Source organism: Psychrobacter sp. CR212 (genome assembly GCF_059693765.1).
This window is the reverse complement of the sequence record NZ_JCATIF010000002.1, coordinates 494,455-507,715: the sequence shown is the minus strand read 5'-3', so window position 1 is coordinate 507,715 and position 13,261 is coordinate 494,455. Positions and strand designations below refer to the sequence as shown.

Here is a 13,261-nt window from a genome sequence, read left to right as displayed (position 1 = left end):
ATAAAATATCTTACTTATCAGCATCGCTATTTTTACTTTTGGCGTCGTCTTTGGTATTGTCTTTAGCGCTGTTACTTGAGTTTTTCATATGAGCGGTAAGCGCAGCATTGCTATGATCATGCGCCATCACAAACTCAACATCACTACGGAATCCCGCTTCCATCAAATGTAGTGCCACGCCTAATGCTGCTTTATCTTCATAAATGACCGCATAGAGCGCATGGGTGATAGGCATATAGATGCCCGCTTTAGTGGCTTTTTCGTGGACTTGCTGAATCGTATTGACCCCTTCAGCAGTTTGACCCAGTTTTTTGACGGCAGCATCAATACTCATGCCGCGACCGAGCATATTACCAATACGATAGTTGCGGCTTAACTCTGAGCTACAAGTGGCATATAAATCCCCCACTCCTGACAAACCTAAAAAGGTTAGCGGGTTGGCCCCCTCTTCAACACCGAAACGACTCATTTCTGCCAAGGCACGAGTAAGGATCATTGCTTTGGTATTTTCACCCACTTCATAAGCAGCTGCCATACCCATGGCGATGGCATAGATGTTTTTGAGCGCGCCGCCAAGCTCGACACCGCGTACATCATCACTCGCGAACACTCTAAAGAAGGCACTGTGTAAGGCCGCTTGTACCGCATGACGCAATGGCTCAGACTCACTTGCAATCACCGTGGCAGACGGCATGTTTTTCATGATTTCTATGGCAAGGTTTGGCCCTGACATAACACCGAAATTCACTTCAGGCAACACTTCTTTAATAATGTCGCTCATCATGGCAAAGGTATCTTTCTCCATTCCTTTGGTCAACGATACGATAGACTGCCCACTGATCAAAGGCGCAATGTTTTTTACCGTTTCGCGAAAAGCCAATCCCGGCACGGCGATAAAGATAATATCTTTGTCTTTGACGGTAGCCGCCAAATCATGACTGTATTTCAAACGGTCATCAAGCTTGTAGCCAGGCAGATATTTTTTATTGGTTTGAGTTTTTGCCATCGCTTTTACCGTACGTTTATTACGTACCCACAGCGTAGCATCACAGCCATTACGCGCAGCCAAGTTTGCCATTGCCGTACCAAAGCTACCACCACCTAAAAACGCCAAACGCAGCTTGGTAGGGTTGCTGTGAATCTCTGCCATGTCTTTTGCGACTGCTGACTCAACTGGACTGCGCGTTGATTTTTTACGGCCGATGCCTGACTTACTTGCACGCTCTAAGATACTTGCCAGCATACCACTTTGTTTTTCAGACGCTTTATTCATCGTCTCATCATCAGCGCTGTTATTATCTTGATTGCTATCGTTAGGACTTGTCATGTTCTTTTATCCATGTTGACTGACTTATTCTCAATAGGAGCTACTGTTCTCAGATATTTCCGATACTCGGGCTCGTGGTCTTTTTGAGGTAATAATTTTACCAAGAGACAGCACTGAGTCAAATTACGACTCGAAGCGTACTAACGGCTCGATATCAATAGGTTTGCGTTTAGACTCATCTTTTGGACTAGTGCCAGTATAAACAAAAGCGGTCACATAATCATCTGGACCCACATCAAAATAAGCTTTTACCGCAGGCTCATTACATAACAGCCCAGTACGCCAAACTGTACTAAATCCCTGAGCTTTGAGTGCCAGTATCAAATTTTGCACAGCAGCACCTGCACTTAGCATTTGCTCAAAAGGTGGCACTTTTTTATGTTCTTGCATTTGCGTCACGACCGTTATGATAACAGGTGCTCGGAGCGGCATGGTATGGGTTTTTTTGATGGTTTTCTCAGACAGCTCTTCGCCATCTTTGAGCGCTTTTTCTTTTGCTGCGGCTACCAAAGCATTACCTAACTCGTGACGTGCCTCCCCTTGGGTCACAATAAAGCGCCATGGACGCAGTTTTTTGTGATCGGGCGCTGTCGCTGCACACCCAATAGCAGACTCGATTTGATCCCGCGTTGGCGCTGGTGTATCCAAATTGCCCATGCTGCGTCTTGAATTAATCCAACCAATCAGCTCATCGCTACTGGCTGAGATATCATGTGCCGCGATGTTTTTAACGTGCAGCTTTTCATCCTGTGGTTCTTGGTTATTCTCATCTATAGTCGTCATTGTCTATCCTTATTTATTATTATCTATTTGTCGTTTTATTATTGATCATTGATGTGAATGCTTTTTTGATATGATCGTGACCATATTAGTTATGCAGAGGCCGTGTCTTCGACGCGGTGATCCATGCGCAAATAGTCCTCTGATTGCATCTCAAGCAAACGTGAACGGGTACGCTCAATCTCAAACGCTAGCTTTTCCCCTTGATACAAGTCCAAAATCGATTGCTCTGCGCGTACCAACAGTTTTACACGGCGATCATAAAACTCATCGACCAGATAAATAAAACGGCGCGTTGGATCACGCAAATCATCATCTAAAGCGGGTACTGAATCAACTAATACCGTGCTGAATTGTTTTGCAAGTTCAATAAAATCAGATGCCGAGCGCGGAGCCATGCAAAGATGTCGAAAATCGCAAAACAAGATATCTTCGGTACGCGCGTTGATTGGGATCTCGCGGCCATTGATAGTAATCGGGTCATTGCTGATTTTTTGATTATTAGACAAGCTGGCAAAGCGGTTGGCGAGCCAGTGATGGTTGGCTTTGGTCATTGGTGATTCGTACAACTCTGCTTGCTGAAGCACGCGCAGACGATAATCAACACCGGAGTCGATATTCATTACTGTCGTATGGCTCTCAACCTCTGCAATGGCGGGTAGAAAACGGTCGCGGTGCAAACCATCTTTGTATAAACCAGAGGGCTCGATGTTTGAGGTGGCAACCAAAGTGATACCGCGATTAAACAGCATCGTAAATAAATCACCCAAAATCATCGCATCAGAGACGTTAGACACAAAAAACTCATCAAAACAGATAACGACCGCTTCTTTATAAATAATATCGGCGACTTTTTCGAGTGGATCACTTTCGCCTTGAAGCTTATTCAACTCCTGATGAACACGCTGCATAAAATGATGGAAATGCAGACGCATTTTGCGCTCAATGGTCAATGAGTCATAAAACATATCCATCATCCACGTCTTGCCGCGACCGACACCGCCCCACATATATAATCCAGTTGGCGCGGCAGGCTTAGATTTTAAAAACCCAAAGAACCCTTTCTTTTGCGGTGCGCTATTGATGAGCTGATGGTATATCTCATCAAGATAGCTCATGGCCTGAAATTGCTGCTCATCCCGAGTAAACTCATCGGTACTGACGGCTTTCTCGTAACGTTGCAATGGAGATAAACTCATAATACGACTCATCGTTGGATTAAATAAATATCAAAATATTGGAGTGGCTAAGTGCTACTCTAAAACATGAATTATCGGTTAAGGTTAAAACTACGTATTACTATGTGTTTCTAATAACTTTTTGAGCTCTGATAATCGGCCATGAAAAAAATGCCCAGCACCATCGACGACGCTTACTGCAACTCCTAAGCGATCTGCAAATGCCTGCATATTTTTAGGCGCGATTACTTCGTCCGCATTGCCATAAATCTCAAAGGTTTTATCAGCGGGTAAATTGATATCAGTACTGTCATTTTTTTCAACTGAGGGTGCGATAAGCGCGATTTTTGACACGTCAAAATCATCCAACCCCCATATATGCGCGGCTTCAAGTACTTGCTCAGCTACGCGGGCAGTGACATAACCACCAAAAGAAAAACCGCCCAGCCATAGCTTGCGGGCATTGGTTTGTTCAGCTATCCATTGTAGCACGGTCATTGCATCGACCACTTCACCTTCCGCATAATCATGCTCGCCTGTCGATTGGCCAACACCGCGAAAGTTAAAGCGCACCACATGCATACCATTGTCACGGGCAAAGCGGTACATAGTCGTGACCACTTTATTGTTCATTGTCCCATCGAACAACGGATTGGGATGACACAGCAGCGCGACGGTATCTGTATTTGGGTCGTTAGGATTGTCATTTTGCCATAGTGCGTCGACCTCGAGCACACCAGCAGGAGCAGGAATCAATTGCATAGTATTACTTATTAATAAAAATGAATGGCTCAATTATCCTAGATATGATTTTTATTTCAAGTGATTTGCTGTGTACGGGTGCGACTTGTTTTATGTTAGGCCAAAGTTGATGCCCAGCAGCTGAGTATATGATTTATTTAAGCACGCTTTTTTTGTCATAAATTGGATAGGTAATACTGCTGTAATACCGCACACAATAAGCGTCTAGACAGGTAATATCTAGATGCGCTACATTCATGAAGCTTTGCCTACCGCTAAGACGCCCTGTTTATATACATTAGGAATTATTTATGAATACCTTTAACAAAACTGCCAGTTTAGGTGCAATATTGGCCAGTGCGCTCGTTTTAAGCGCTTGTCAAAGCACGCCATCATCACCAGTGATTCAACGTGCCAACTCTATTTATGAAACCACGGGAATCGCTGATACCAAAGTCAAAGCGCAGCAAAATGCAATTGATAGTGCGCAAAAAACCTGTCGAAGCAAACAAGTCATTATCGTTGATGACAATGTCAAATATAATGGTATCTTAAATGAACGTACTGGCCGTATGGTTGGGCAAGTGGGTTCCGTGGTCGGCTCAATCTTTGGCACGGGCACGCCAGATTTGTCACGCAATGATGATTATGAGTACAAGATCAATTTTCGTTGCCAGTAACTCTCTAAATGAGCGACGCCATTTGCGTTTCTCTAGCATCACCTGACATACTGTGATTTATGAAATAGCCAACAAGCCGCGATATGGATGATATATCAATCAAAGCTTGTTGGCTTTGCTTTTTGTGCGCGCCCTTTTGGGTTAAACTATCCGCTATCGTATTCAGCACATCCTCATCAGTCTTTATATTTTCATTATCTTTGGTCTTATATCATGCGCAAACCTAACCTTTCAAATATCAAACAGGCCAAAGTACTCGCGCCTGCCAAAGATTTGGCCACTCTAGAGGCCGAGCTCGCTGAGCAAGAAGACCATTTAGAGGATACGGTCCTACGCCTGAGTGATTACTTATCCGCGGTTGAAATGGTCATCAAACAGACCTTTGACCACCGGGTATGGGTCAAAGCTGAAATCCGTAACCTGTCGAGCAAAGGTGGTCACTATTACTTTGAATTGGCAGAAAAAGACGATGATGGCAAAGTGGTCGCCAGCTGCCGCGGCAACCTTTGGCGATTTAAAGCGGCTCGTGTATTAGCCAAGTTTGAGCGCGCAACGGGTATGCCGCTTGAGCGTGACTTGACCGTACTCCTTAAAGTATCGGCAGGATTCCATGCCCAGTACGGTTTTTCAATCACGATTGAGGATATCGATCCCAGCTATACCCTAGGCGACTTGGCACGGCAGTATGCAGAAATGGTTGATCGCTTAACAGGCGAAGGGCTATTACACCTCAATCAGCAGCTGCCTACCCCTTTTGATATCGAGCATGTGCTAGTCATCGCGCCTGAAAAGGCGGCTGGATTGGGTGACTTTCAAGCAGATGCGGATCGCTTAGCCAGTACAGGTGCTTGTCATTTCCACTACCATAATGCGACTTTTCAGGGCAATCATGCGCCCGCTGAGATACGCCAAGCCATCGTTAGTGCTCAGCAGCAGTTTTATGACACTTATCAGCGTTTGCCTGATTTATTGGTGATTATTCGCGGCGGCGGTGCGGTTGGTGATTTGGCTTATCTTAATGATTATGAGCTGGCAGCGTTGGTTGCTGAGCAGCCTGTGCCTGTCTGGGTGGGTATCGGTCATGAACGCGACAAGGTGATCTTAGATGAAGTGGCGCACACCAGCTTTGACACGCCCTCAAAAGTGATTGCTGCTATCCATAGCCATTTAGCCCAGCTCGTCACTCAGACGCTACAATATCAAGCGCAAATCAAACAAGCCGCTCAGCGCCAACTCAATACGGCGGAACAACAAAGCACACGCCAGTTGAGCCAAATACAGTCGCAAACTATCGGCCAGCTCACATCCCTACAAAAAGACAGTGATTATGCGTGGCGCAGCATTCAACAAAGTACCCAGCGTCAAGTAAAGCAAGCCGCTAGACTGACGGCTGAGCGATATACACAAACGCAAACCTTGGCACGTCAACAACTGACGAAAGCCGCGACCAATAGCAAAACTCATCAAGAATCGATTATGCAAAACGTGCAGCAGCAAGTCATACAAGCACAGCGTGATAGCGAACATCTACGTGATATTGTGCTATTACATCGCCCGTCTCGCGTGCTCAAACAAGGCTATGCCATGCTCACAAACGCAAATGGCAACCAAACGCTCACGAGCAGCACCCAACTGTCTCCTGAGCAAACTGTCAATATCATTTTAAAAGATGGCAATGCAAAAGCGCAGATTATCGATGTCAATATCGACAAGAAAGCGACTGAAACCTCAGACATGCCCATTTAATCATATAATAATATCTAACAACTACTTATCTACTTACCTTTAACAATTAGGAAATTTTATGACCACCCCTACTCGCAGACGCAAAAAAGCCGCCCCAAAAACCTTTAAGGCGGCTTATGATATTTTAAAAACCAATGCGGCCGAATTACAGCAACAAGACGAGCCTGATATTGATAATCTGATGACCACGGTTGAAGAATCTATTGCGGCTTATCGCGTTTGCGAAACCCGTATTAACGCGGTACAGCAAGCATTGGATGCGGCCTTCGCCGAAGAAAAATCTACTAGCAGCACGGACAGTTAGTTTATTCAGGCTCATCAACTTCAAAGACTTGGCGTAGATAGGCAAGATACGTGTCATTATTGATCATGGTCTTGCCTGGGCTATCAGACAGCTTGGCCACTGGCTGACCATTGCACTCTACTAATTTGAGCACGATATTAATCGGTGTGATGCCCATGTCATTGGTCAAGTTGGTGCCAATGCCAAAGCTGGTTCTGATACGGTCTTTGAAGTATTGATGCAGCTCCCAAGCCTTTTCTAAATCCAGCCCATCACTGAAAGTCAAAATCTTTGTCTTTGGATCTATTTTCAGCTTTTCATAATGTGCCACTGCCTTATCACCCCAGATGTAAGGGTCGCCACTATCGTGACGCAGCCCATCAAAGAGCTTGGCAAAATACAAATCAAAGTCGCGCAAGAACGCATCCATACCAACCACGTCTGTCAATGCAATACCCAAATCACCGCGATATTCATGCACCCATGCTTCAAGCGCTGCTTTTTGCGAATCGCGCAGACGTACATCCAATGCCTGAAAGGCTTGCATAAACTCATGTGCCATCGTGCCTATCGGCGTCATGCCAAGCTGCTTTGCCAGATATACATTAGAAGTACCGCCTACGATTTTTGGCGCAGCCTTGTATAATGTCTCTACTACATGCGCCTGCCAGCGTTTACTAAAGCGTCGACGCGTCCCAAAATCAGCGACGATAAACGGCGGCGTATTACGATCTTCTTTTTTCTGCTCTGCCGCATATTGATGCAGCAATGCCACTTTTTCATCAAGGCGGCGCTGTCCTTCTACAATCACGCTATCGTCAGATAACGCATTAAAATATAGCTCATTGACGATAGCCAATACAAACACCTCAAAGAACATCGCCTGTATCATCGGTCCTTCGATGTCGATAGACAAACGGCCTTTCTCATCGATACTGACGGTAATAAAGCGGCGTTTTAACTTAAATAATTCTAGATAATCCACAAAGTCTGAGCGCATAAAGCGCAAACCACGTAGGTAGTCCAGCTCATCTGGCAAAAAGCGCAGTTCACATAGGCTGTCTAGTTGCTGCTCTAGATCTTTTTTGATATTGGCGAGTGGATAAGCGGTGTCTTTATTATTGCGGCAGCGAAAACGGTAGACCCCATGCGTCTGCGGAAATTGATGCAACATGGCTTGCAACATCGTAAATTTGTACAAATCATTATCAAGCAGTGAGGTAATAATAGGTGAATAAGTAGCAGTCATGCTATGGCCTTAAAAGTGCAGAAATGAGAAACAAGTGTCACCGAATCAACCAAGCGACCTTATGTCTGAATAATAAATAACATCTGGATAATAGACACCCATAAAGTATGCGTCATCCATAAACCATCCAGTATAACGAAGTTTGGTATTGATGTCAGAGTTCGCATGAGATTGCAGCAAAATTCGTACAACTAGCGAAAATGATCATCGAATATCTAACAGTACATGGTACAAAAAAGACGCTAAGAGTGAACTTAACGTCTTTTTTATTTATTCAAAGGTGGCAATAAAACGACTATGATTTCACCAGTTTTACCAATGGTGCATAGCCCGATTGCGGCATCACATCGACTGGGATGAACTGTAGCGCCCCGCCATTGATACAATAACGCAGCCCGCCACGGTCTTTTGGACCATCAGGAAATACATGACCCAGATGTGAATCTGCTACGCGCGAGCGCACCTCAGTACGTACCATATTGAATGCCGTATCTTGATGCTGAGTAATCACTTGCATATCAATAGGCTTGGTAAAGCTTGGCCAGCCGCACCCTGACTGATATTTATCAGTCGACAAAAACAGCGGCTCACCGCTCACCACGTCGACATAAATCCCTGGTACAAATAAATCATCATATTCATGACTAAAGGCGCGCTCCGTCCCAGCCTCTTGCGTGATATTGTATTGCGCTTTGGTCAACGTATTCTTTAGCGCATCTTTGTCAAATTTAGCATAGCGCTTGGGATCTAACGTCTCAGCAATAGTCTCAACTGGCGCAAGTTTGGTGCGAGCTGCCCCTTCAGGCTTATCATCAGCAAGACTCAAATCAATATGACAATAGCCATTTGGATTTTTTGCCAGATAATCTTGATGATACATCTCAGCCAAATAGAAATTATCTAAGGGCTTATTTTCGACCACGACTTTTTGCTCGTACTTGCTTTGTACACGCTTGAGCGCAGCATCAATCACGGCTTTATCTTCTTTGTCAGTGTAATACACACCTGAGCGATACTGCACACCGCGATCATTACCTTGCTTATTTAAGCTCGTTGGATCAACCACTCGGAAATAGTATTTTAAGATGGTATCGAGGTCTGTTTTATCCGCATCATAGGTGACTTTTACGGTTTCTGCATGCCCCGAGCCACGAATGACCTGCTCATAGCTTGGGTTGGCTGTATCGCCATTGGCGTAACCTGATACGGCATCAACAACGCCGTCGACACGCTCCATATAAGCTTCAACGCCCCAAAAACAGCCCCCTGCAAGGTAGATTGAGCGGGTGTTGATTGGTTTGCCTGTCTCATTGTAATACACGCCATCTTTTTGCTTGATGGTTTCGATTTTGTTGTTGTCTGATGCTTGTGCATTGGCAGGTTTAGCATTACCTGCTTTGAGCTCAGCGAAGCCATTATCTGCATTTTCGGCAAGCGCGTAAGCCTGCTCTGCTGATATATTACCTTTTACCAAGTGTACCAGATTGCCATTTTTATCAAGGATAGCCCAGCTCGGATAAACTTGCACGCCAAGCTTATTGATGAGTTCACCTGAAGGGTCAGTCAAGACAGGCAAGTTTGGGTAGTCAGATTGTACGCCCGCATACCAATTACTAAACTCACCATCAGCTTTTTCATTAAGATGACCGGGGCTGGCGACTGTCACTACATTTAAGCCTGAAAACTTGGGATCAGTGCGCCACGTCTCAGTCTCCTCTAATGTACCCAAACATAACGGGCACCAGCTCGCCCAAAATTTTACTAAAGTAGGCTTATTAGGATCAATCACTGCCGCACCTGTGTCGCCTAAGCCCTTTGTTAGCTGCGGCAATGCTTGCATTTGTTTGAGCATATCAGAGGGCAACATGTCACGCGAGCTGGTGACACCAGTATTTTGACTACCTGATTTGGTACTACTGCTTGCGCTGCTTTCTGCATTGCTCATCTGACCACAGGCGACTAATATGCCTGCACTTAGCACTGTTGTCATGCTAAAGGCGCTAACATTTTTTAGCCAGCTTGGTGAGCGAGGTTTCTTAATTTCTTCATGATTACTATTTTTTTGATTGTTTTTATATGACATGACATGTCCTTGTTACGAATGGTGCGAGTTTTGGCAACCATGAGCGATAAATAGCTCAAAATTCTATGATGAGGGAACTCAAGTTAAAGAGATAAGACTTTGAAAAATGGTGGAGAGACAGTGATTCTGATTGTTGAGACGCATTAGTTCATCTTAATAGTATACAACGCTACTGGAGCCTACTTTAATAGTAAGCTGTTGATAGCTACACTTATTTAACAGGGTAGTAAGAGTGCTGATATAGAGGGCGTTTCAATACAATAATCAGTGCATATCACGCCTTTGCACTCATAAATTGCTCAACATAGTCATCGGCAGGATTGTGCCGTAAGTCGCTTGGCGTTCCAGTCTGTATTAAGCGTCCGCCATTTAGGATACTGATGCGCTGACCGACTTTGACTGCCTCGTCAATATCATGGGTGATAAAAACAATGGTTTTATTGAGTCGATCTTGCAATGCAAGCAGTTGATCCTGCAACTGGGCACGAATGAGGGGATCAAGCGCAGAGAACGCCTCATCCATTAGTAAGATGGGATTGTCCGTTGCTAAGGCTCGAGCCAGACCAACTCGCTGCTGCATCCCGCCAGATAGCTCATCAGGGTAGCTGTGCTCTAAATTGGTAAGCCCCACTTCATTGAGCCAGTAACGTGCGATCTCATGACGCTCGCTCACACTCATTTTTCGGACACGCAGACCATAAGCGACGTTTTGAATCACGGTCATGTGTGGAACTAAGCCGAAATGCTGAAAAACCATACTGACTGTTTGCTGCCGGTAGTGCTGCAACTGTTTATCATTGAGTTCTAAAATATTGATAGCGTTAGATGGGCGTTTGTCTACTAGCACAGTGTTTGCCTGCGGATTATCCTTGGCGTGCATTTTAGTACTGACCGTCGTATTAACCCATATCTCGCCGCTGGTTGGATCAATCAAGCGGTTGAGATGACGTATCAAGGTCGACTTACCAGAGCCTGACAATCCCATGATGCAATGTAGCTCTCCTGCCTTGATATCCAAGTTGATATCGTAGAGCCCCACCGAGTAGCCGGTTTGTTCTTTGACCGCAACACTATCCATACCCTCAGCCAGTAACGTCAATGCAGACTGGGCTTGCGTGCTATTGGCATTATAGATTTTACTGATATTTTTTAGCTGGATATGATTCATCGTGACTCTCGCTATTTGCTTGATTTTTATGCTGGCTTTACTCATTGACTACTGGACAAGTTTCTACCCAATCGGACGCCTGCCTGCTTTGATCGTTTTTTGACGAGCGCGCTTTCCTTGACCAAAGGCTTGAGTGATGCGGTCAATGATAATGGCAACAATAACAATAGCCGTACCTGCTTGTAAGCCTTGCCCAATATTGAGCGTTTGGATAGATTGCAATACATCTTCACCAAGGCCTGGGGCACCAATCATCGACGCCAGTACCACCATCGCAAGCGACATCATCACCGCTTGGTTGATACCCGCCATGATACTGGGCAACGCCTGTGGCAGTTTAATCCAAATGAGTAGCTGTAAATGCGTACTACCAAAAGAGCGTCCTGCTTCGACCATTTCATGATTAACTTGCGTAATGCCCAACGTCGTCAGGCGAATCAGTGGTGGCAGCGCATAAATAACCGTTGCAAAAAGTGCAGGCACTTTACCAATACCAAACAGCATTAGTACCGGTATGAGATACACAAAGCTTGGCATCGTCTGCATCACATCGAGTACTGGCGTCACAGTCTTGCGCAGCAGCTTGCTACCCGACATGGCAATCCCGATAGGAATACCAATCACTACTGTAACGAGCACCGATACGATAAGCAGAGCCAAGCTATCAATCAACGCCCCCCATAACCCAAAAGCACCAATCAAAAACAGCCCCGCGCCGCATGCCAACGCAAACCAAATCTTGCGTACACCAAACCACGCCAGTACAGCCACCAAGGCGATAATCAGCCAAGGCGGAATAATCGTTAATAATCGCTCAATGGGTAAGAGCAAGTACGTAAGTGTCACTGTGCTAATAGTGCGAAATACGTCTCCGTAGTTTTGGACGACGCTTGATAAGGCATTGTTGAGCGGGGTCTCAAGCGACCACGAAGGAAAGCTGGATGAAAGTGCTGACTGATCACTACGAGAGGCAGCTGTATCAGCAGTGATAGCAGCACCGTTTAAGCTAATGCCGAGCTTAGTCGCAAGATTGGTAGCAGCTTCCTCAGACAACCAACCGCGCCAAACGTCTGGGTTATCACGCAAAAATACCAACGCCTGCTCATCGCCACTACGCTTACCCTCACTCATCTCCAAGATAGCGCCGTTCAGCTCATCAGGCGTAAACTGTATCTTTTTGAAGACCTCTGCCAGCTCAGGGTTAGATTCGATAAATGGGGTAGATACGGCAATACCAAGAGGCGATACGGGAAAACCAGACACGCAATCAGACGTGCCGTCAGCGAGTAATAGGTCTTGCCAGCAGGCATCTTCGTGATCTGGGAACTCTAAAGCAGCAAAGTCATACTTTGCCATTAGGCCCGTAGGCTGCCAGTAGTAAAACAATAGTGGCTTATGCTGCTCAAAAGCAGAGGCGATTTCGGCATCGAGCGCAGCGCCCGTACCGGGATGAGCATTATTAAAAATACTATCAAGCCCCGTATTTTTTAACAGACGCGTATTAAAAATCTCACAGGTCCAGCCAGAGGGACAGTTCATAAAGCGAGACTTGCTCGGATCTTCAGGGTCTTTGAATAGATCAGCATATTTGGGCAAGTCTTGATAACGACGTAGCCCTGGGTTTTCTTCTAATACATATTTTGGGACATACCACCCTTGGGTTGCGCCGCCTTTGAGTGTATCGCCAATGACGGCCACTTTGTTCTGCTCGATGGCATCTTCCATGATTGGTGAGCGTCCAATCCACTGCTCACCGATGATCTGAATATCGTTTTGAGACAATGCGGTCTCAAGCGCAGGTCCTGCTCCTGGCACTTCCTCTACCGTACAACCGTAACCCTCTTCAGTAATGTACTTAAGTACCCCAGAGGTAAACTGTCCGCTCTCCCACGTCAGTGCGCCAAACTTGATCGGTGACTCACAAGCTGCGGATGCTGATAAAGGCAGCAACAACGCGCTCATACACAGTAAACTTAATGCAATCCATTGGCGCATATTCTGTCCTATTTATTGTTTTGTACTGGCA

11 protein-coding genes are annotated in these 13,261 nt (G+C 45.5%); 3 read left to right on the top strand and 8 right to left on the bottom strand.

Translation table 11 applies throughout. The features are described from left to right. Window positions 1-10: 10 nt before the first annotated feature. From AC58CZ_RS06435 to AC58CZ_RS06420, 4 genes are all read right to left on the bottom strand, one after another. A complete protein-coding gene (locus AC58CZ_RS06435; RefSeq protein WP_075106101.1) occupies window positions 11-1,327 on the bottom strand; it encodes an NAD(P)H-dependent glycerol-3-phosphate dehydrogenase in 1,317 nt (438 codons plus the stop codon). A gap of 123 nt (window positions 1,328-1,450) precedes the next feature. Beyond that, window positions 1,451-2,110 carry a nitroreductase family protein gene (locus AC58CZ_RS06430; protein WP_494224381.1) on the bottom strand — a complete coding sequence of 220 codons (660 nt, stop codon included), beginning with the start codon at window positions 2,108-2,110 and terminating at the stop codon, window positions 1,451-1,453. Between the two features lie 89 nt (window positions 2,111-2,199). Next, window positions 2,200-3,306 (bottom strand): cell division protein ZapE, encoded by a 1,107-nt coding sequence (gene zapE / locus AC58CZ_RS06425; protein WP_494224380.1) that lies wholly within the window; start codon window positions 3,304-3,306, stop codon window positions 2,200-2,202. Between the two features lie 90 nt (window positions 3,307-3,396). Continuing rightward, window positions 3,397-4,047 carry an alpha/beta fold hydrolase gene (locus AC58CZ_RS06420; RefSeq protein ID WP_494224379.1) on the bottom strand — a complete coding sequence of 217 codons (651 nt, stop codon included), beginning with the start codon at window positions 4,045-4,047 and terminating at the stop codon, window positions 3,397-3,399. A gap of 290 nt (window positions 4,048-4,337) precedes the next feature. Here AC58CZ_RS06420 and AC58CZ_RS06415 point away from each other — a divergent pair, with 290 nt between their 5' ends. The 3 genes from AC58CZ_RS06415 (at window position 4,338) to xseB (ending at window position 6,756) form a co-directional block, all read left to right on the top strand. Further along, entirely contained in the window at window positions 4,338-4,706 is a 369-nt protein-coding gene (locus AC58CZ_RS06415) for a hypothetical protein (protein WP_071001377.1), read from the top strand. Between the two features lie 213 nt (window positions 4,707-4,919). Beyond that, window positions 4,920-6,452 carry an exodeoxyribonuclease VII large subunit gene (gene xseA / locus AC58CZ_RS06410; protein WP_494224378.1) on the top strand — a complete coding sequence of 511 codons (1,533 nt, stop codon included), beginning with the start codon at window positions 4,920-4,922 and terminating at the stop codon, window positions 6,450-6,452. Window positions 6,453-6,510: 58 nt separating this feature from the next. Further along, window positions 6,511-6,756, top strand: coding sequence for an exodeoxyribonuclease VII small subunit (gene xseB, locus AC58CZ_RS06405; RefSeq protein WP_071001376.1), 246 nt, complete (start codon window positions 6,511-6,513; stop codon window positions 6,754-6,756). 1 nt (window position 6,757) lies between these two features. On the opposite strand, the gene pncB is transcribed toward xseB, so the two are convergent. From pncB to AC58CZ_RS06385, 4 genes are all read right to left on the bottom strand, one after another. Then, on the bottom strand, window positions 6,758-7,984 hold the full coding sequence (pncB, locus tag AC58CZ_RS06400; RefSeq protein WP_186474708.1) for a nicotinate phosphoribosyltransferase: 1,227 nt from the start codon (window positions 7,982-7,984) through the stop codon (window positions 6,758-6,760). 295 nt (window positions 7,985-8,279) lie between these two features. Continuing rightward, window positions 8,280-10,025, bottom strand: a complete 1,746-nt coding sequence (gene msrAB / locus AC58CZ_RS06395; RefSeq protein WP_494224465.1) for a bifunctional peptide-methionine (S)-S-oxide reductase MsrA/peptide-methionine (R)-S-oxide reductase MsrB — start codon at window positions 10,023-10,025, stop codon at window positions 8,280-8,282. A 316-nt stretch (window positions 10,026-10,341) separates the two neighbouring features. Next, window positions 10,342-11,235 carry an ATP-binding cassette domain-containing protein gene (locus AC58CZ_RS06390; protein ID WP_494224377.1) on the bottom strand — a complete coding sequence of 298 codons (894 nt, stop codon included), beginning with the start codon at window positions 11,233-11,235 and terminating at the stop codon, window positions 10,342-10,344. A 63-nt stretch (window positions 11,236-11,298) separates the two neighbouring features. Beyond that, window positions 11,299-13,230: a glycine betaine ABC transporter substrate-binding protein gene (locus AC58CZ_RS06385; RefSeq protein ID WP_494224376.1), complete on the bottom strand. Its 1,932-nt coding sequence runs from the start codon at window positions 13,228-13,230 to the stop codon at window positions 11,299-11,301. Window positions 13,231-13,261 lie beyond the last annotated feature (31 nt).